This is a genomic window from Streptomyces kunmingensis (genome assembly GCF_039533535.1).
GTDB classification, from domain to species: domain Bacteria; phylum Actinomycetota; class Actinomycetes; order Streptomycetales; family Streptomycetaceae; genus Streptomyces; species Streptomyces kunmingensis.
Map to the genome: position 1 here is coordinate 307,436 of NZ_BAAATS010000018.1, position 19,478 is coordinate 326,913.

Below are 19,478 nucleotides of genomic sequence, written 5' to 3' on the forward strand. Positions count from 1 at the left end.
CACTTCGTGGACGTCAGTTACCGGTTTCCTTGGTGACCAGGGAGATCGCCTCTTCCACGTCGTCCGTGACGTGGAACAGGAGCAGGTCGACCTCGCTCGCCTTGCCCTGCGCGATCACCGTGTTCTTCAGCCAGTCGACGAGGCCGCTCCAGTACTGCGTACCGAACAGGACGATCGGGAAGCGGGTCACCTTGGTGGTCTGCACGAGGGTGAGCGCTTCGAAGAGCTCGTCCAGGGTGCCGAGACCGCCGGGCAGCACGACGAAGCCCTGGGCGTACTTCACGAACATGGTCTTCCGTACGAAGAAGTAGCGGAAGTTCAGGCCCAGATCGACGTACGGGTTGAGGCCCTGTTCGAAGGGCAGCTCAATGCCGAGGCCGACCGAGGTGCCGTTGGCCTCCACCGCGCCCTGGTTCGCGGCCTGCATGGCGCCCGGGCCGCCGCCCGTGATGACCGCGAAACCGGCCTCCGCCAGGGCCTTGCCGATCTCGACGCCCGCCGCGTACTCCGGTGAGTCCACCGGTGTGCGCGCCGAGCCGAACACGCTGATCGCGGGCGGCAGTTCGGCAAGGGTGCCGAAGCCCTCGATGAACTCCGACTGGATGCGCAGGACCCGCCAGGGGTCCGTGTGCACCCAGCCCGAGGGTCCTTCTGTGTCGAGCAGACGCTGGTCACTCGTCCCGGGCTGCACCTGGTCGCGGCGACGGATCACCGGCCCCGTCCGCTGCTCCTTGGGATGCCGCTTGCCCTCCGGGTTGCTCATGGTCCGCTCCCTCCATGCGCAGGTATCGCGCGCTTACGTAGAGCAAGGGTAGGTCTACGCGGGTTACATGCGAGGGATCTCGAGATGTCAGGCGGTGAGCCAGGTGGCCAGGCGCTTCTCCGCCTCCAGGATGAGCGCCGTGGCGACCCGCTCGTCGATCTTGTGGGCGAAGATCGGGTTGCCCGGCCCGTAGTTCACCGCGGGGACGCCGAGCGCGCTGAAGCGGGAGACGTCCGTCCAGCCGAACTTGGGGCGTGCCTCGCCGCCCACGGCGGCCAGGAAGGCGGCGGCAGCGGGGTGGGTCAGGCCGGGCCGGGCGCCGCCCGTGTGGTCGTCCACGACGAACTCCTCGATCGGGCAGCCGGCGAAGAAGTCGCGGACGAACTGCTCGGCCTCGGCCATCGAGCGGTCGGGCGCGTACCGGAAGTTGACCGTGACGGCGCACACGTCGGGAATGACGTTCGTGGCGACGAAGCCCTCGATACGGACCGCGTTCAGGCCCTCGTGGAACTCCAGGCCGTCGACGACCGGCTTGCGCGGCTCGTAGGCGGCCAGCCGCTCCAGGATCGGGGACGCCGCGTGGATGGCGTTCTCTCCCATCCACGCGCGCGCGGAGTGGGCCCTTTCGCCCTTCACCTTCAGGATGACGCGGAGCGTGCCCTGGCAGCCGCCCTCGACCAGGCCCTCGGTGCCCTCCAGCAGGATCGCGAAGTCGCCCTCCAGCCAGTCCGGGTGGGCGTCGGCGACGTGCCCGAGGCCGTTGAGGTGCGCGGCGACCTCTTCGTTGTCGTAGAAGACGAACGTGAGGTCGCGGTTGGGCTCCGTGACCGTCTGCGCGATCCGCAGCTGGACCGCGACGCCCGACTTCATGTCGCTCGTCCCGCAGCCCCACAGGGTGCCGTCCGCGTCGAGGCGCGAGGGCACGTTGTCCGCGATCGGGACCGTGTCGATGTGGCCGGCGAGGATGATCCGCTCGGAGCGGCCCAGGTTCGTGCGGGCCACCACGTTGTTGCCGTACCGGTCGACCGTGAGGTGCGACAGGGGGCGCAGGGCCGCCTCGACGGCGTCGGCGAGCTCTTTCTCGCTGCCGCTGGGCGAGGGGAAGTCGACCAGCTGAGCGGTGAGGAGAGCGGCGTCCTGCGTGAGGTCGAGTGAGGTGCGGTCCATGCCGTCGACCCTATCGCCCGGGGCGGGAGCCGCTTCGGCGGCGGCGTCACCGGCCGGCGAAGCCCACACCGGAACCGGCCGGTTGTACGGACGATCACTCGATCGGGCGGCGCCGATCATTCCCGGCGGCTCCCTGGGCAGGATCTTCGGGCGGTGTGCGGCCCGGTCCCCGATCCCTTGCCGGTACAGGGGCGTAAGGGTTTTCCTGCGACAGAGAACTTGCGTCCTTCGCCCGTTTTTGTCCGGAGCCGATAATGCGACGCATTGCCAACCCTTTACGTTGCCGACCCGCAACCTTCCTGGGTCCTGGGGCTGTTGTCACGGCGTCCGACCGCCGCACGGCAGCCGGACGACAGAGTCTCTCTCCCGTATAAGGAGCACCATGTCCCTCCCCCTGACCCGCCGGATCGCCCGCGTCGCGCTGCTCGTAGCGGCGGGTGCGGCGCCCGTGGTCGGTGCGGCCGGCGCCGCGAGCGCTGCCGGGCTTCCGGCCACGCCGGACCTCGGTGGCGTGACCGCGCTGGACGGCGCGAACGTGGGCAACACCGTCGACGGCGCGTCCCAGAACGTCAGCGGCCTCGCGGGCAAGACCGGCAGCAAGGCCGTCGGGACGGCCGTCCCCGCCGCCGGCAAGACGGTCGGAAAGGCCGCCAAGACCACCACCCCGGTGGCGCAGAAGGCCGCGGGCGACCTGGCCGGCAGCGCCGGTGACACGGTCGGCAAGACGGCCGGTTCGGCGACGGACGGCGGGCTGCCCACCGACTCCCTCACCAAGGGCGGCCTCCCGGTCGCCGGGAACGGCCTGCCCACCGACCAGCTCCCGGTCAAGGGCCTGCCGCTCGGCTGATCACGCCGATTCTCACGCGGACGTGGGTGCGGGGAGCGAAAGGCTCCCCGCACCCACGTTTTTCGCTGTCGTGCGGCGGGACCGGCGGTCAGGCCAGACGGGCCACCGCCGCCTTGATGCGCTCGTCCGTGGCGGTCAGAGCGACGCGGACGAACTGCCGGCCTGCCTCCCCGTAGAAGTCGCCCGGCGCGACCAGGATGCCGAGCTCCGCGAGGTGGGCGACCGTGTCCCAGCAGGACTCGTCGCGGGTCGCCCACAGGTACAGGCTCGCCTCGCTGTGCTCGATGCGGAAGCCGTGCGCGAGGAGCGCCTCACGCAGCAGCTCCCGGCGGGCCGCGTACCGGGCGCGCTGCTCGTGGACGTGGTCCTCGTCGCCGAGCGCCGCGACGACCGCCGCCTGCGTCGGGGCCGAGGTCATCATGCCGCCGTGCTTACGGATCTGGAGCAGGTCGCCGAGGACGGAGGCGTCACCGGCGAGGAACGCCGCCCGGTAGCCGGCCAGGTTCGAGCGCTTGGAGAGCGAGTGGACCGAGACCAGGCCCTCGACCGAGCCGCCGTTCACGTCCGGGTGCAGGACCGAGACCGGGTCGGCCTCCCAGCCCAGCTCGATGTAGCACTCGTCCGAGAAGATCAGGATGCCGTGCTCGCGGGCCCAGGCCACGATGCGGGTCAGCTCGTCCTTGGCCAGGACCCGGCCCGTCGGGTTCGACGGGGAGTTGAGCCAGAGCAGCTTGACGCCCGCCGGGTCCAGCTCGGTCGGGTCGTCGTACGCCACGTACTGGGCGCGGGCCAGACGGGCGCCCACCTCGTACGTCGGGTAGGCGAGGCGCGGGTAGGCGACCTTGTCGTCGGGGCCGAGGCCGAGCTGCGTCGGCAGCCATGCCACGAGCTCCTTGGAGCCGACCACCGGCAGCACGTTCGTGTGGCCGAGGCCGCGGGCGCCGAGGCGGCGTTCGCACCAGGCCACGAGAGCGTCACGCAGCTCGGGGGTGCCCCACACCGTCGGGTAGCCCGGCGAGTCGGCGGCGTCCGTGAGCGCCTTCTGGATCAGCTCGGGCACCGGGTCGACCGGCGTTCCGACGGAGAGGTCGACGAGGCCGTCCGGATGCGCCGCGGCCGTCTTCTTGTACGGCTCCAGCTTGTCCCAGGGGAAGGTGGGGAGGCGGTCGACGGGAGCGGGGACTGCGGACACCGGGTCAGCTCACTTCTTTTGCGTAGGGCCCTCGTGCGGTTCTCGTGAGGGGGGACAAATGCCGCGGTCCCGTACGGCAGTGGAACGCCGTACGGGACCGGGGCTGCGCCTGTGCGTACCGCTGAGCGCAGTTACTGGTTCTGCGGCGGCAGCGCGGCGATGAACGGGTGGTCCTTCTCGATGAGGCCCATCTTCGAGGCACCACCGGGCGAACCGAGCTCGTCGAAGAACTCGACGTTCGCCTTGTAGTAGTCCTTCCACTCCTCCGGAGTGTCGTCCTCGTAGAAGATCGCCTCGACCGGGCAGACCGGCTCACAGGCACCACAGTCGACGCATTCGTCCGGGTGGATGTACAAGGACCGGGAGCCCTCGTAGATGCAGTCGACCGGGCACTCCTCGATGCACGCCTTGTCCTTGACGTCGACACAAGGCTGCGCGATGACGTAGGTCACGCTGTCGTTCCTCCTCGATAGGGCGCTGGCGGGCCTCCGCAGGCTCCGCCGCCTGGCGCGCGGGAGCGCGGCGTCGTCGATGCCCGCCCCTAGTATCTCCGTTCCCGGCCATGATCCGAACAGGAGGGGTGGACCGAGCTGTGGAATTCACTGCGGGCGGACGGCTCGAGGTGCGCTTGACCCGCGCTGACGTGGGAAAACGCGTATCTGTGCGACGAGTGAGCGAGGAGGGGCCCGCGGGTCGGAAGTTCACCGACACGGTCGGGGTTCTCACATCGTGGAACGACGATGTGCTGCTCATCACACGGCGGACCGGCGAACAGGTGACCATCGACGCGGCCACCCTCGTCGCGGGAAAGGTCGTGCCGGCCGAACCGGCCAGGCGCCGGGGTCCCTCGGCCACGTATCCGGAACTGGCACGTGTCGCCTCCCGCGGCTGGCAGCCGGTCGAGAGCGAGCGGCTCGGCGAATGGGAGCTCAGAGCGGCCCGGGGTTTCACACGGCGGGCCAACTCCGTGCTGCCGGTGGGCGATCCGGGTGTGCCGCTGGACGAGGCGCTGGCCCGCGTACAGGACTGGTACGCGGCGCGTGGGCTGCCCGCCTACGCGCAGACGGCGACCGGGGCCGCCGGGACGCAGGAGGTGCTCTGTGCCGAGCTGGAGGCGCGCGGCTGGGTGCGGGAGGTCAGCGCCGAGCTGCGGATCGCGGCGCTGGCACCCATCGGGGACGGTCCCGACGGCCCACCGGTGCTGCTGACCCGGGAGCCGGGGCCGGCGTGGCTCGGGCGCCACCAGCGCAAGGGAGCGAGCGAAGTCGCGTTGCGGGTGCTGTGCGCCGGGCCGTCCGTGTGGTTCGCGACGGTGGCCGGCGAGGGTGAGGCGCCCGCGGCGATCGGGCGGTGCGTGGTCGACGGGCGGTGGGCCGGGTTCGCCGCCGTCGAGGTCGACCCCGTGTACCGGCGTCAGGGGCTCGCCTCGGCCGTGATGACGGCGCTCGCGCGGCGGGCGCTCGACGAGGGCGCGTCGGCGGCCTGGCTCCAGGTCGAGGCCGACAACGCGGGGGCGCGCGCCCTGTACGACCGCATGGGTTTCGCCACCCACCACGCGTATCACCACTACCGTGCTCCGGAGCGCGGCAGCCGGTGACCCGCTGCCGTGCGCGCTATCGATCGGTCTGAGAGGGCACGAGGCTCGTATGTCCCCCCACTTGTCCCCCCGTTCCACGGAGCTTCGGCGCCGGTTCGCCGAGGAGGCACGGTCCGAGCGGCCTGATCTCGCCCAGCTGTGTGTGCTGCTCGCCGCGCAGGCCGACGGCTCGCTCGACGAGGCCGGCATGGACGCGGTGCAGATCGAACTGGACGAGCTGGCCGGGCGGTTGCCGTTCCGGCCGGGCGGCCCGCGCTCCTGGGCCACCGCGCTCGCCGAACTGCTCGGCAGCAAGCTCGGTTTCCACGGGGTGGCTGCCGACTACCAGCGCCTGGAGTCGTCGCTGCTGCACGAGGTCCTGCGGCGTCGGCGCGGGCTGCCGATCCTGCTGTCGGTGGTGTGGATGGAGGTGGCGCGGCGGGCCGGGGCCCCGGTCTACGGGGTGGCGCTGCCGGGGCACTTCGTCGTCGGCTTCGGCGACCCCGGGGAGCAGGTCCTCGCCGACCCGTTCGGTTCGGGGCGGGTGCTTACGGGGCCGGACGCGGAGCTGCTGGTGGCCGGGGCGACGGGCGCGCCGATGGATCCGTCGATGCTGCGGCCCGTCGATCCGCTGGAGGTCGTGCTGCGGATCCTGAACAACATCCGGGCGTGGGCGGCGACGCGGCCCGAGTGTTCGGACGTGGCGCTGTGGGCCATAGAGCTGTCGCTGCTGCTGCCGTCGCATCCGGCGCGGCTGCGGTACGAGCGGGCGCAGTTGCTGGTGCAGCGGGGTGATTTCGTCACCGGCGCCGTGGAGCTGGAGTCGTACGCGGAGGTCATCGGTGCGGTGGACACCTCCGCGGCGGAGCGGGTCCTCGGGCAGGCCAGGGCGGCGCGCGCGATGCTGAACTGAGAGCCCGTGTGCTCGAACCCCGCCCGCAACGTCACAGGTCCCCGCACCGATCGCTGTCGGTGCGGGGACCTGTGACGTGAGCGGTCTAGCCGGCGTTCGTCGCGATCGTCGCGGTGCGCTCGGCGGCGGTCTTGCCCAGCAGGGCCTTGCCCATGGCCGAGGCGACGTCGGTCGGCTGGACCGGCGTCTTCTTGCCGTTGCCCCGGGTGATGAGGACGCCGTCGAAGACGTTGCCGTAGAGGCTCTTGAGCGCCTCCAGGTCGTACGTCTCGACGAGCTTGCCGTCGACCGCCTTCATGCCGAGGATCTTCGGCAGCGACTTGTCCGGGCCGAACTGGATCGAGGCGCTGCCCGCCTTGACCGTGACGAGGCCGGACATGGCGGGCTCGGCGAACTGCTGCATCTTCCGGTCGACCTCGGCGTCCGAGACCGTCGGCTGCCGGGTCGTGGTCGGGACCTGGACCGGCGTCGACGTGCCCGTCTCGACCTGTGCCTGGTAGGCCTGCTGAACGGCGGTGGTCGACTTCTCCACGTCGATGCCCTTGCCGGTCTTGCCGTGGACGGCGACGGCCTTGCCCGGGACGAACTTGATCGTGCCGTCACCGGATCCGGCGGCGCCGCCCGCGGCCTGCTCGAGCGCGGCGTGCAGCTTCTCCTCGTCGACGGGCATGACGGGCTCCACGACCCGCTCGTTGCCGAACAGCGAGCCGATGACGGAGACCGGGTTGTAGTCGCTGCCCGCGGCGGCGGACACGGTGGCCGCGCTGTCCAGGGAGAGGCCCGCCTGGTCCGGCTTGAGCGCGACGGTCTTGCCGTCGACCTGGAGCTTCAGGTCCTGGCCCGTGCGCTTGCCGAGGGCCTCGTCGAGCTTGGCGGCGGCCTCGTCACGGGTGCCGCCGCCGATGTCCACGCCGAGGACAGTGGTGCCCTTCGGCACGTCCGAGTGGTTCATCAACAGGCCCGCGCCGTACGCGACTCCGGCCACGCCGACGAGGCCCACGGCGAGCAGCACCAGCTTGCTGCGGCCCTTCTTCTTTTTCGCGGGGGCCGCCGCCGTGGTGCTCGGCACCGGCTCGGGCAGCTTCGGCGGGGTGTGCGGCGTCGCGGAGCCGGGCGGGAACGGGGAGCCCGGTCCGCCCTGGCCGCCCGGCGGGACGACCGGGATGCCGCTGGTGAGCGTGGAGCCGGACACATGGCCGCCGGGCGGCTCGGGGGCCGGCTTCTGCGGGGTGAGGATCGCGGTGTCGTCGCTCATCCGCGGCGGGTTCTGGGCGCCCGATGCGGGGCGGACCGCCGGGTTCGGGGTGAGCGGCGTGACCATCGGGCCGTCGCCGGTGGCGGGGCCCGTCGTGGGCCCGGCCGGGCCGCCGCGGTGCGCGCCGGGCTCCGGGGCGCCGGAGTTGCCGGAGTTGCCGGAGTTGCCGGAGTTGCCGGAGAAGTAGGGCAGGTCGCCCCGGTCACTGCCGGCGGGGGGCGTCGAGCCGCCGCCGAGCGGTCCCGCCGCCAGGGCGCCGGTCACGTCGAAGCCGCCGGACGTACCGGACGGGGCGCCGCCGTTCGAGCCGCTCGGCGGGTTGCCCGCGGCCGGTCCGGACGCCGCCGCGCCCGCGCCGTTCGCTCCGGCGCCGGGCTTCGCGGCGCCCTTGCGCGGCGCGAACCAGTCGCTGGTCTTCTCCTCTCGGGGCGCCTTGGCCTCGGCGGCGTCACCGCCGGCGGGGCCCGTGGCGGGGCCGGCACTCGTGCCGGTGTCCGTGCCCCCTCCCCCGTATCCGGCTAGTGCGGAGGGGCGGCCCGCGGCGGAGTCGGGCTCGGAGGCCCCGGCCGGCGCGTCGGCGCCGTCCTGGGGACCGGCGTCGACGTCGCTCATCGGCGTGCGCATGACGACCGGCGGGATCGGACGCGAACCCGGAATGTTGATCCGGATGCGCGTCGTCAGCGTCGTCTCGGTCCTGGGTGTGTCCGGGGTGCCCTGATCACCCGGGGGCACCTGGCCCAGCGGGTCGGCGTCGCCGGACGCCGCGCCCTGCGCGGACGTACCGTACGGAGGCGTCCCCGACGGGTAGGCGGCAGCGCCGCGCCCCTGGGGCCCGGAGGACGAACTGTCAGTTTCACGACTCAAAGCAGGTTCTCCCGGTTGGCTCCGCCGCCCGTCTCGACCTCACGCGGGCTGCTCGGCGGCGCGCACCACCATACTGGGCGCGGCCAGGCATCACGGTGTGACGGATGGTGAATCCCCTACGGGACAAGACCCGAAGTGGTACGTCACTTCCCAAGTCGGGCAGCGGACGCGGGTGGTTGCTGTGAAAGCCCAAGCGTGGCGCACATCACAGCCACGGCCATCCCTCCGAGGAGGAAGAGGTAGGAGCCGAGTCCCGCGCCGAACAGGAAGTCGCCTTCGGGACGGCTCGCCGTGAGCAGGATGACCGCGACGAGCCAGCCCGCCGCGGGTGCCACCGCCCCGGATCTACCACGGGTCAGCCGGACGCCGCCGTGGAACAGGCCGGCCGCGCCGATCAGCGCGAGCAGCAACCCGCCCGGGAACCAGCCCCCTTGGAGCAGCGCGCCCGCGGCGCCGACGAGTACGCCGAGCACGAACAGGACGAGGAGGACGACGGCTCCGGACGGGGACAGCGACAGGCTGAAGGGGAGGTCGACCTGGCGTGCCGTTGCGGCGTTGCCGCTTTTGCTGCTGCTCATCACGCGCGTGCTCCCTGGATGCCGTTGCTGTCGTCGATGCCCTGGACGCCCTCGAACAGGTCTTTCTCGTAGGCCGATCCGGGCTCGCCGCGTACCAACTCGTAGTACTCGATCGGAAGCATCGGCTGTGCGAGGCCGTTCGAGAGCGCAAACACGCCGAGTCCTTCCGGGATGGAGACCTGGGTGGCGTGCGCGCGCATCGCGGCTTCCTTGCGCACCTGGTGGGGGCGGCCGTCGATCTCGGCGGTGACGCGCTCGTCATCGACGACGCCGGGCACGTCGGAGACGGTGGCGGTGGTGTCGAAGGGCGTGCGGTCGAGCCCTGCCTCGACGCGGCGGAACAGTTCCCCGATGGTCGTACGGGGCACACGATTCCAATAGATCTTGGAGATCGTGTAGGGATCTCCGAGGTCGCGGCGGAAGGCCGGTTCGGCGGCGAGGTCGGCGGCGCGCATGGCCACGCGGTGCGCCTTGATGTGGTCGGGGTGGCCGTATCCGCCGTCCGGGTCGTACGTGACGAGGACCTGCGGGCGGATCTCGCGGATGACGGCCACGAGGTGCGCCGCCGCCTCGTCGAGGTCGGCCGACCAGAACGCGCCCGGGCGCCGGTTCTGCTCGGCGCCCATCATCCCGGAGTCGCGGTAGCGTCCCGGGCCGCCGAGGAAGCGGTGGTCGGTGACGCCCAGCTCCTTCATGGCGGCGGCCAGCTCGCCGATGCGGTGCGGGCCGAGCAGGTCCTCGCGATCCGGGGCGAGATGCTCCAGTTCGTCCGGAATGACCTCACCCTCTTCGCCGAGGGTGCAGGTCACGAGCGTGACGTGGGCGCCGTCGGCGGCATACATGGCCATCGTGGCACCGTTGTTGATCGACTCGTCGTCGGGATGCGCATGCACGAGAAGCAGACGCCGGCCGGGCAGTTCCGTCATGCTCCAAGCCTAGAACCCCACGGCGCCGGGGCTAGAACTTGATCCCGCCGATCATGCCCGCCACGTTCGTCGTCAGTTCCTGGATGGTGGGGGCGATGGAGGAACTCGCCAGATAGAAACCGAGCAGCACGCAGACCACCGCGTGCCCGGCCTTCAGCCCCGACTTCTTGATCAGGATGAAGACGATGATCGCGAACAGCACCACGGCCGAGATCGAGAGTGCCACAGCGGTCCCTCCTCCAAAGTGATCGGTCGCCGACGGATATCCCCTGTTGGTTACCCACTCAACGCTACGAATCATAACTATCCGTCGCTCCGCATGAGTCATGGTGAGGGAGCACTGGGGGCGGGCTGGAGCGCGTGGGGGCGCATGGTCGACATGGGTCCTAGGCTTCGGGGATGACCACGCAGAGCGGCTCCGAGAGCGGGCCCGACACCGCACCCGACAGCGGTAACGAGACGTACTCCTTTCCTCGTCAGCACGCGCGTACGCAACGCTTCACCTCGGGTGCGCCGCGCGCCTTCACGGTGTCGCCCGACGGGGAGCGCGTCGTCTTCCTCCGCTCGTCCGCCGGTACGGACCGGGCGAACGCCCTGTGGGTGCTGGACGTGTCGAGCGGCCGGGAGCGGATCGCCGCCGACCCGGCGACCCTGCTCGGCGGCTCGTCGGAGCGGCTGTCGGCCGAGGAGCGGGCCCGGCGCGAGCGCAGCCGCGAGGGCGGCTCCGGCATCGTGGGCTACGCGACGGACGCCGCCGCCGAACTGGCCGCTTTCGCCCTGTCGGGCCGCCTCTTCACGGCGGAGCTGCGCGCGGGCACGGCCCGTGAACTCCCGGCCGCCGGACCGGTGATCGACCCGCGCCCGAGCCCCGACGGCCGGCACATCGCCTACGTCGCGCGGGGCGCGCTGCGCGTCGTCGGCGCGGAAGGCCCCGGGGGCGGCGAGGACGGCGAGGACACCGGGGACCGGGTCCTTGCCTCCCCCGAGTCGGAGACGGTGACGTACGGCCTCGCGGAGTTCATCGCGGCCGAGGAGATGGGCCGCTACCGCGGCTACTGGTGGTCACCCGACTCGGACCGGCTGCTCGTGGCCCGCGCCGACGACGCGGACGTGCGGCGCTGGTGGATCGCCGACCCGGCGAACCCGGACCGCGAGCCGGCCCGCAACGCCTATCCGTCGGCCGGTACGCCCAACGCCGAGGTGCGCCTGTTCGCGTACGGCCTCGACGGCAGCCGTACCGAGATCAACTGGAACCGGTCGGCCTACCCGTACCTGGCCCGGGTGCACTGGTCGGCGGACGGTGCCCCGCTGATCCTCGTGCAGGCCCGCGACCAGCTCAGCGAGCTGTACCTGGCGGTGAACCCGGACGACGGGTCGACGCGGATGGTGCACGCCGACGAGGACGACGCGTGGCTGGAGCTGTTCCCCGGCGTGCCGTGCTGGTCGCCGAGCGGGCAGCTCGTGCGGATCGCCGACGAGGGCGGCGCGCGGGTCCTCGCGGTCGGCGAACGGCTGCTGACGGGGCCGCAGTTGCATGTGCGGGCCGTGCTCGACGTCGGCGACAGCGATGTGCTCCTGTCGGCCTCTGCGGGCGCCGACGCCCCGGCCCCGGAGACCGGCGAGGTGCATGTCTACCGCGTCAACGAACTGGGCGTGGAGCGCGTCTCGGCCGGACCCGGCGTCCATACGGCGGTCCGCTCCGGCCGCGTCACGGTGCTGGTCTCGGCGACCCCGGACTCCCCCGGCGCGCGGGTGCGGGTCGAGCGCGACGGCAAGCACGTCGCCGACATCGCCTCGCACGCCGAGCGCCCGCTGCTCTCCCCGCGCGTGACGCTGACGGAGGCGGACGGCATCCCGTGCGCCGTTCTGCTGCCCGCCTCGTACACGGACGGGGACGGCCCGCTGCCGGTGCTGCTCGACCCGTACGGCGGCCCGCACGGGCAGCGTGTCGTGGCGGCGCACAACCCGTATCTGACCTCGCAGTGGTTCGCCGACCAGGGCTTCGCGGTGATCGTCGCCGACGGCCGGGGCGCGCCCGGCATCTCGCCCGGCCGCGAGAAGTCGATCCGCGGCGACTTCACGCTGACCCTGGACGACCAGGTGAGCGCCCTGCACGCGCTGGCCGACCGCTTCCCCCTCGACCTGTCCAAGGTGGCGATGCGCGGCTGGAGCTACGGCGGCTATCTCTCCGCGCTGGCCGTGCTGAAGCGGCCCGACGTCTTCCACGCGGGCATCGCGGGCGCCCCGGTGACGGACTGGCGGCTGTACGACACGCACTACACGGAGCGGTACCTGGGCGATCCGGCCGCGTCCCCGGACACGTACGCGAAGAGCTCACTGGTGACGGACGACGGGCTGTCGAACGCCGCGCGGCAGCACCGGCCGATGCTCATCGTGCACGGGCTCGCCGACGACAACGTGGTGGTCGCGCACGCCCTGCGGCTCAGCTCAGCGCTGCTCGCGGACGGGCGTCCGCACGAGGTGCTGCCGCTGTCCGGGGTGACGCACATGACGCCGCAGGAGCAGGTCGCCGAGAATCTGCTGCTGCTTCAAGTGGACTTCCTGAAGCGGTCGTTGGGCCTGGGCTGAATGACGACCGGGCCGGAGCGACATGGCGCGCTCCGGCCCGGTCAACGGCACCCGCACGGCCGTACGGTGTTCATCCTGGCGCGCCCTTATATCGGCGTCGCGTCCGGGGAGTTGCGCACGTGTAAAGGCTCCGGCCGCTCTTACTGCTCGGTCGGCACGACCTGCTTCTCCTCGGCGAAGTGGCACGCCGAGGGGTGCTGGGCCGGGCCGGGGTCGCCGAGGCGGAAGACCGCGGGGACGGCGAGGAGCGGGACCTCGTCGGCGCAGCGCTGCTGGGCCTTCCAGCAGCGGGTGCGGAAGCGGCAGCCGGAGGGCGGGTTGGCGGGCGAGGGCACGTCTCCGCTGAGGATGATGCGTTCGCGGTGCTCGCGCGCCTCCGGGTCGGGCACGGGCACGGCCGACAGGAGCGCCTGCGTGTAGGGGTGCGTGGGATGGTCGTAGATCTCCGCGTCGGAGCCGATCTCCACGATGCGGCCCAGGTACATGACGCCGACCCGGTCGGAGATGTGGCGCACGATCGAGAGGTCGTGGGCGATGAAGACGTAGGAGAGGTCGAACTCGTTCTGGAGCTGGTCCAGGAGGTTGATGACCTGGGCCTGCACCGACACGTCGAGTGCGGAGACCGGCTCGTCGGCGACGATGATCTCGGGACGCAGTGCGAGGCCGCGCGCGATGCCGATGCGCTGGCGCTGGCCGCCGGAGAACTGGTGCGGGTAGCGGTTGATGTACTCGGGGTTGAGCCCGACCACGTCGAGCAGTTCCTGCACCCGCTTCCTGCGGTCCCCCTTCGGCGCGACCTCGGGGTGGATCTCGTACGGCTCCCCGATGATGTCGCCCACGGTCATCCGGGGGTTGAGGGAGGTGTACGGGTCCTGGAACACCATCTGGATGTTGCGGCGCACGGCCTTCAGGGCGCGGCCGGAGAGGCGGGTGATGTCCTCGCCCTTGTACTTGATGACGCCGGCCGTCGGGCGCTCCAGGTTGACCAGCATCTTGGCGACGGTGGACTTGCCGCAGCCGGACTCCCCGACGATGCCGAGGGTCTCGCCCTGGCCGAGGTCGAAGTCGACGCCGTCGACGGCCTTGACCGCGCCGACCTGCTTCTTGAAGAGGATGCCCTGGGTGAGGGGGTAGTGCTTGACGAGGCCCTGTACTTCCAGGAGGGGTTCGCGCCCGGAGGCCGAGCCGTTCTTCGCGTACTCCGACTCGGCCTGCGCCTTGTGCAGGAGGTGTTCGGCGAGCTCGCCCTCGCGCCGGATATCACCCTTGCTGACGTGCGAGCCGCCCTCAGCGTGACGCATCGATCGTCTCCTTCCAGAAGTGGCAGGCGCTGCGACGGTTCTCGGAGACGGGATAGAGCGGCGGGACGTCCGTGCGGCACACGTCCTGCGCCATCGGGCAGCGTGGGTGGAAGGCGCAGCCGGGCGGGATGTGCATCAGGTTCGGCGGCAGGCCCTTGATGGCGAAGAGTTCCTGGCCCTTCTGGTCGAGGCGCGGGATCGATTCCAGTAGGCCCTTGGTGTACGGGTGCGCGGGGGCCTTGTAGATCTCGTGGACGGGGGCGTGCTCGACGATGCGGCCCGCGTACATCACGGCGATCTTGTCGGCGACGTCGGCGACGACGCCGAGGTCGTGCGTGATGAGGATGAGCCCCATGTTGAGTTCGCGCTGCAACTCGGCGAGCAGATCCATGACCTGGGCCTGGACGGTCACGTCGAGGGCGGTGGTGGGCTCGTCCGCGATGATCAGGTCGGGTTCGAGGGAGAGCGCCATCGCGATCATGATGCGCTGGCGCATGCCGCCGGAGAACTGGTGCGGGTACTGCCCGACCCGCTCCTTCGCCGCCGGGATGCGGACCCGGTCCATCAGCTCGACGGCCTTGGCCTTGGCGTCCTTGCGGGACATCCCGCGGTGGACGGAGAACAGTTCGCCGATCTGGTCGCCCACGGAGAGCACCGGGTTGAGGGAGCTGAGCGCGTCCTGGAAGATCATCGCCATCTCGGCGCCGCGGACCTTCCTGCGCTCCTCCTCCTTGAGCTTGAGCAGGTCCCGGCCCTTGAAGAGGACCTCGCCGCCGGCGATCCGGCCGGGCGGGATGTCGAGGATGCCCATGATCGCCTGGGCGGTGACCGACTTGCCGGAGCCCGACTCGCCGAGCACGGCGAGCGTCTCGCCCGCGTCGACGGTGTAGTTGACGCCGTTGACGGCCTTGGCGACGCCGTCCCGGGTGCGGAACTCGACGTGCAGATCGCGTACTTCGAGCAACGGCATGGGCGCTACCTCAGCTTCGGGTCGAGGGCGTCGCGCACCGCGTCGCCGAGCATGATGAACGCGAGGACCGTGAGGGCGAGCGCTCCGGCCGGCCACAGCAGCATGTGCGGGGCGTTGCGGATGTAACCGGAGGCGGCCGAGATGTCGATGCCCCAGCTGACCGCGGGTGGCTTCAGACCGACACCGAGGTACGAGAGGGTCGCCTCCAGGGCGATGTACGTACCGAGGGCGATGGTCGCGACGACGATGACGGGCGCGACGGCGTTCGGCGTGATGTGGCGCAGCAGCATCCGGGAGTTGGAGGCGCCGAGCGCGCGGGCCGCCTGGACGTAGTCGTTCTGTTTGGCGGTGATGACCGAGCCGCGGGCGATGCGGGAGATCTGCGGCCAGCCGAGCAGCACCATGAAGCCGATGACGGGCCAGACGGTGTTGCTGGTGACGACCGACAGCAGGACCAGGCCGCCGAGGACGACGGGGATCGCGAAGAAGATGTCGGTGATGCGGGAGAGGACCGAGTCCCAGAACCCGCCGAAGAACCCCGCGAGGCCGCCGAGGACCGAGCCGAGGAGGGAGACGCCGATCGTGGCGCAGACGCCGACGGTGATCGAGTTGCGGGCCCCGTACACGGTGCGTGTGTAGACGTCGCAGCCCTGGCCGTCGAAGCCGAAGGGGTGGCCGGGCTGGGAGCTCTGCTGGCGCTTGGACAGATCGCAGGAGAGCGGGTTGCCGGAGGCGATCAGCTGCGGCCAGATCGAGATGAGGATCAGGAAGAGGATGACAAGGGCCGAGATGATGAAGACGGGGTTGCGCCGCAGGTCGCGCCAGGCGTCGGACCAGAGGCTGCGCGGCTTGCCCGCGGGGCCGGTGCCGAGGGGGCCGCCCGGCTGGTTCTCCAGGGCCGCGCCCTCGCTCGTGGCGAGGTCCATGGCGCCGCCCATGCCGGTCGCCGCGATGGCGCCGTCCTCGGGTGCGCGTCCGCCGCCGGTCGCTCCGGGCCGTCCGGAGGGGGGCTCTGGCGCTTGCGGTTCAGGCATAGCGGATCCTCGGGTCGAGTACGGCGTACAGGAGGTCGACGATCAGGTTCACCGCGAGGAAGACCAGCACGAGGATCGTCACGAAGCCGACCACGGTCTGGGTGTTCTGGCGCAGGATGCCCTGGTAGAGCTGGAAGCCGACGCCGTGGATGTTGAAGATGCGCTCGGTGACGATGGCACCGCCCATCAGCGCGCCGACGTCGGCGCCGATGAAGGTGACGACGGGGATCAGCGAGTTGCGCAGCAGGTGCCGGGTGATGACGCGGCGCCGGGGCAGCCCCTTGGCGATGGCCGTGCGCACATAGTCCGCCCTCTTGTTCTCGGCGATGGACGTGCGCGTCAGCCGGGTCACGTAGGCCAGCGAGACCGACGCGAGCACGAGGCCCGGCACGATGAGCTCGCTGAACGACGCCTCCGTGGAGACCGCCGGATTGATCCACCCCCACTGCACACCGAGCAGCAGTTGCAGCAGCAGACCGGTGACGAACGTCGGGACGGAGATGACGACGAGGGTCAGCAGCAGCACGCCGGTGTCGATGGGACGGCCCCGGCGCAGGCCGGTGACGACGCCGAGGGTGATGCCGACGACGATCTCGAAGAGGATCGCCACGATCGTCAGGCGGATGGTGACCGGGAACGCGGTCGACATCAGCTCGGTGACCTTCTGTCCGTTGAACGCGGTGCCGAAGTCGCCGGTGAAGACGTTCCCCATGTACGTCAGGTATTGCTGCCACACCGGCTTGTCGAGGCCGAACTCCTTCGAGAGCTGGGCCTTGGTGGCGGGGTCGCAGGCCTTGTCGCCGCACAGCCCCGCGATGGGGTCGCCCATCACGTTGACCATGAGGAAGATCAGCAGCGTCGCGCCGATGAAGACCGGGATCATCTGCAACAGCCGCCGGATCACATACCGTCCCATTGAGGGCTCCGTCCCTGGCGTCCGGGTCTGTCAGTTGACCTTGATCTCGTTGTAGACGGGGACGCTGAACGGGTTCAGCGCGACGTTCGAGACCTTGTCCGAGTAGCCGGCGCTGCCGTTCTGGTACCAGAGCGGGATGGCCGCCATGTTGTCCCGGACGACCTCCTGGGCCTGCTGGAAGGTCTTGACCGCCTTGCTCTGGTCGGCTTCGCCGTTCGCCTTGTCGACGAGGGAGTCGAACTCCTTGTTGGACCAGTGGCCGTCGTTGGACGAGGCGTTGGTGTAGTACAGCGGCTGGAGGAAGTTCTGGATGAGGGGGTAGTCCATCTGCCAGCCGGCGCGGAACGGGCCCGTCATCTTCTTGTCGGTGATCTTGTTGCGGAAGTCGGCGAAGGTGCCGGTGGGGCTGCCGACGCAGGCCTTGTCGTTGTCGAGGGCGTTGTTGATGGAGTTGCAGACCGCGTCGACCCACTCCTTGTGGCTGCCGGTGTCGGCGTTGTAGCCGATCTTCACCTGGCCGCCGGGGATGCCGCCGCCCTCCTTGACCAGCTTCTTCGCCTCGTCGGGCTTGTAGTCGCAGAACTCCCCGCAGAGCCCGGACTTGTAGCCGCCGTCCTCGCCGAGCACCGGGGAGGTCCAGTCGGTGGCCGGGGTGCGGGTCTTCTCGAAGATCGACTCGGTGATCTGCTTGCGGTTGATCGCCATGGACAGGCCCTTGCGGACCTTGTCGCTGTCCGACTTGTTCCAGTCGGAGTCGTAGAACGGGAAGGCGAGGGTCTGGATGATGCCGGCCGGGGTGTTGATGTACCGGCCGCTCAGGTCGCTGTCCGCGTTGCTGAGCTGGGAGGCGGGCACGTCGTCGACGAGGTCGAGGTTGCCGGCGGTCAGGTCGGTGTAGGCGGTGTTGTTGTCCGTGTAGACCTTGAGGTCGACGCCACCGTTCTGCGCCTTGTCGTCACCGGGGTACCTGTCCCACTTGCGAAGGGACATCTGAGACCCCTTCTGGTACGAGTCCACGGTGTACGGCCCGTTGCCGACCGGCTTGCTCACATAACTGTCGTGGTCGTCGAAGAACACCTTCGGCAGCGGGGCGAAGGCGGCGTAGCCGAGCGTGTCGGGCCAGGTCGAGAACTTCTGGGTGAGCTTGACCGTGAAGGTGCGGTCGCCCGTGACCTTGAGGCCGGAGAGCTTGTCGGCGGACTGGCTGCCCGAGTCCGGGTGCACCTTGTCGTAGCCCTCGATCTGCCCGAAGAAGTACGCGTTCTTCTGGTTGTTCTTCAGGCTCGCGCCGTAGTTCCAGGCGTCCACGAAGGACTTCGCGGTGACCTTCTCGCCGTTGGAGAACGTCCAGCCGTCCTTGACCGTGATCGTGAAGTTCGTCTGGTCCGACGTCTCGATCTTCTCGGCCAGCATGTCCTTGGCGGCGCCCGTCTTCGGGTCGTACCGCTTGAGCCCCCGGAAGATCATGTCGAGGACCTTGCCGCCCTGCACTTCGTTGGTGTTGGCGGGCTCCAGCGGGTTCTGCGGGTCGCCCCACGAGGACCGCACGACACCGGAGCCGTCACCACCGCCACCGCCGCCGCTGTCGCCGCCGCCACAGGCCGTCGCCGCCATGGCTACGACCACCGCACCAGCCGCCCACTTGGCGTGCGTGGCTCCACGCATGGAGTGCCTCCCTCATACCGGTCACAAGTCACGTACGCCTCAATATCGATGCCACCTGGGCATAGCGCACTTTTAAGACGGCCTTACGGGGGCCCTACGAGAAAGGGGTGGTGGTGTCGGTACGCCCGGGGCGATCATCGGCCGATGCCGGACCACGCCTTCACCGACGCCCGCCTCGCCGCGCTCTACGACACGCTGAACCCCTGGGGGCCGGGTGACGACTTCTACCTGGACCTGGTGCGCGGCGCCGGCGCTGTACTGGACGTGGGGTGCGGGACGGGGGCCCTACTGGTGCGCGCCCGGGAGGAGGGGCACCGGGGGCGGTTGTGCGGGCTCGATCCGGCGGCGGGGATGCTGGCCGTCGCCCGGCGCCGGGCGGATGTGGAGTGGGTGGAGGGCACACTCGGCTCGGCCGCGCGGCTGGAGGGGCCGTTCGACCTTGTCGTCATGACCGGGCACGCGTTCCAGGTCTGGGTGGACGACGCGGAGATCCGCACGTCGCTGGCAGCGGTGCGGGGGCTGCTCGCGCCCGGGGGACGGTTCGCGTTCGAAACGCGGAATCCCGCGGCGCGGGCGTGGGCCGGGTGGACGCCGGCGCGGGCGGTGGAGGTGGACGGGGTGCGGGTCGCGCACGAAGTGGTCGCCGGGTTCGACGGGCGGACCGTCACCTTCGATACGACGTTCAGCGCGGCGGGGTGGGCGGGGGCCGAGGTCAGTCGCAGTACCCTGCGGTTTCTCTCCGAGGGGGAGCTGGACGGGTTCCTGGGCGGGGCCGGGCTTGTGGCCGGGGCCCGGTACGGGGGCTTCGACCGGTCCCCTCTGACGGCTTCCAGCCCGGAGATCGTCAGCGTGTGCCGGGTGGCGGATTAGTTTCTCGCTGCGGGTGCGTGGGGGCTGGTCGCGCAGTTCCCCGCGCCCCTGA

Annotated in this window: 18 protein-coding genes; 5 read left to right on the top strand and 13 right to left on the bottom strand. The window is 70.7% G+C overall.

The genetic code is table 11. The features are described from left to right. Positions 1-13: 13 nt before the first annotated feature. Together ABD366_RS23025 and dapE are read right to left on the bottom strand one after the other, a co-directional pair. Positions 14-763 carry an LOG family protein gene (locus ABD366_RS23025; RefSeq protein ID WP_324773928.1) on the bottom strand — a complete coding sequence of 250 codons (750 nt, stop codon included), beginning with the start codon at positions 761-763 and terminating at the stop codon, positions 14-16. 87 nt (positions 764-850) lie between these two features. Next, positions 851-1,930, bottom strand: coding sequence for a succinyl-diaminopimelate desuccinylase (gene dapE / locus ABD366_RS23030; RefSeq protein WP_324773926.1), 1,080 nt, complete (start codon positions 1,928-1,930; stop codon positions 851-853). 382 nt (positions 1,931-2,312) lie between these two features. Between dapE and ABD366_RS23035 the strand changes: the two genes are divergently transcribed. Then, positions 2,313-2,777 carry an ATP-binding protein gene (locus tag ABD366_RS23035; protein ID WP_324773924.1) on the top strand — a complete coding sequence of 155 codons (465 nt, stop codon included), beginning with the start codon at positions 2,313-2,315 and terminating at the stop codon, positions 2,775-2,777. Positions 2,778-2,865: 88 nt separating this feature from the next. Here the strand turns inward: ABD366_RS23035 and ABD366_RS23040 are convergent, their stop codons facing one another. Together ABD366_RS23040 and fdxA are read right to left on the bottom strand one after the other, a co-directional pair. Continuing rightward, complete coding sequence (locus tag ABD366_RS23040) at positions 2,866-3,969, bottom strand: bifunctional succinyldiaminopimelate transaminase/glutamate-prephenate aminotransferase (RefSeq protein ID WP_324773922.1); 1,104 nt, start codon at positions 3,967-3,969, stop codon at positions 2,866-2,868. Positions 3,970-4,100: 131 nt separating this feature from the next. Then, entirely contained in the window at positions 4,101-4,421 is a 321-nt protein-coding gene (gene fdxA / locus ABD366_RS23045) for a ferredoxin (RefSeq protein ID WP_111666449.1), read from the bottom strand. A 140-nt stretch (positions 4,422-4,561) separates the two neighbouring features. On the opposite strand from fdxA, the gene ABD366_RS23050 reads away from it, so the two are divergent. After that, a complete protein-coding gene (locus ABD366_RS23050) occupies positions 4,562-5,566 on the top strand; it encodes a GNAT family N-acetyltransferase (RefSeq protein ID WP_324773919.1) in 1,005 nt (334 codons plus the stop codon). A gap of 49 nt (positions 5,567-5,615) precedes the next feature. Beyond that, complete coding sequence (locus ABD366_RS23055) at positions 5,616-6,458, top strand: transglutaminase-like domain-containing protein (RefSeq protein ID WP_324773917.1); 843 nt, start codon at positions 5,616-5,618, stop codon at positions 6,456-6,458. An 85-nt stretch (positions 6,459-6,543) separates the two neighbouring features. Here ABD366_RS23055 and ABD366_RS23060 read toward each other — a convergent pair whose 3' ends face one another. The 4 genes from ABD366_RS23060 to ABD366_RS23075 all read right to left on the bottom strand — a co-directional run bounded on the left by ABD366_RS23060 (position 6,544) and on the right by ABD366_RS23075 (position 10,307). Further along, a complete protein-coding gene (locus ABD366_RS23060) occupies positions 6,544-8,577 on the bottom strand; it encodes a hypothetical protein (protein ID WP_324773915.1) in 2,034 nt (677 codons plus the stop codon). Between the two features lie 143 nt (positions 8,578-8,720). Further along, on the bottom strand, positions 8,721-9,155 hold the full coding sequence (locus ABD366_RS23065; protein ID WP_324773913.1) for a DUF6113 family protein: 435 nt from the start codon (positions 9,153-9,155) through the stop codon (positions 8,721-8,723). After that, complete coding sequence (gene mshB, locus ABD366_RS23070) at positions 9,155-10,081, bottom strand: N-acetyl-1-D-myo-inositol-2-amino-2-deoxy-alpha-D-glucopyranoside deacetylase (protein ID WP_324773911.1); 927 nt, start codon at positions 10,079-10,081, stop codon at positions 9,155-9,157. Before mshB ends, ABD366_RS23065 begins: the two co-directional genes overlap by 1 nt. A gap of 31 nt (positions 10,082-10,112) precedes the next feature. Beyond that, positions 10,113-10,307 carry a hypothetical protein gene (locus ABD366_RS23075; protein WP_324773909.1) on the bottom strand — a complete coding sequence of 65 codons (195 nt, stop codon included), beginning with the start codon at positions 10,305-10,307 and terminating at the stop codon, positions 10,113-10,115. 173 nt (positions 10,308-10,480) lie between these two features. On the opposite strand from ABD366_RS23075, the gene ABD366_RS23080 reads away from it, so the two are divergent. Beyond that, on the top strand, positions 10,481-12,670 hold the full coding sequence (locus tag ABD366_RS23080; RefSeq protein WP_324773907.1) for a S9 family peptidase: 2,190 nt from the start codon (positions 10,481-10,483) through the stop codon (positions 12,668-12,670). Positions 12,671-12,810: 140 nt separating this feature from the next. Here the strand turns inward: ABD366_RS23080 and ABD366_RS23085 are convergent, their stop codons facing one another. The 5 genes from ABD366_RS23085 to ABD366_RS23105 are packed head-to-tail and all read right to left on the bottom strand — an operon-like array spanning position 12,811 to position 18,556. Beyond that, positions 12,811-13,971, bottom strand: coding sequence for an ABC transporter ATP-binding protein (locus ABD366_RS23085; protein WP_324773905.1), 1,161 nt, complete (start codon positions 13,969-13,971; stop codon positions 12,811-12,813). Further along, positions 13,958-14,941 (bottom strand): ABC transporter ATP-binding protein, encoded by a 984-nt coding sequence (locus tag ABD366_RS23090; protein WP_324773903.1) that lies wholly within the window; start codon positions 14,939-14,941, stop codon positions 13,958-13,960. Before ABD366_RS23090 ends, ABD366_RS23085 begins: the two co-directional genes overlap by 14 nt. Before the next feature lie 5 nt (positions 14,942-14,946). Next, on the bottom strand, positions 14,947-15,975 hold the full coding sequence (locus ABD366_RS23095) for an ABC transporter permease (RefSeq protein ID WP_411293843.1): 1,029 nt from the start codon (positions 15,973-15,975) through the stop codon (positions 14,947-14,949). Next, complete coding sequence (locus ABD366_RS23100; RefSeq protein WP_324773901.1) at positions 15,968-16,891, bottom strand: ABC transporter permease; 924 nt, start codon at positions 16,889-16,891, stop codon at positions 15,968-15,970. The genes ABD366_RS23095 and ABD366_RS23100 overlap by 8 nt, the downstream gene beginning before the upstream one ends. A 30-nt stretch (positions 16,892-16,921) precedes the next feature. After that, complete coding sequence (locus ABD366_RS23105) at positions 16,922-18,556, bottom strand: peptide ABC transporter substrate-binding protein (RefSeq protein WP_324773899.1); 1,635 nt, start codon at positions 18,554-18,556, stop codon at positions 16,922-16,924. A 144-nt stretch (positions 18,557-18,700) separates the two neighbouring features. On the opposite strand from ABD366_RS23105, the gene ABD366_RS23110 reads away from it, so the two are divergent. After that, positions 18,701-19,426: a class I SAM-dependent methyltransferase gene (locus tag ABD366_RS23110; RefSeq protein ID WP_324773897.1), complete on the top strand. Its 726-nt coding sequence runs from the start codon at positions 18,701-18,703 to the stop codon at positions 19,424-19,426. The last annotated feature ends 52 nt before the right edge of the window (positions 19,427-19,478 follow it).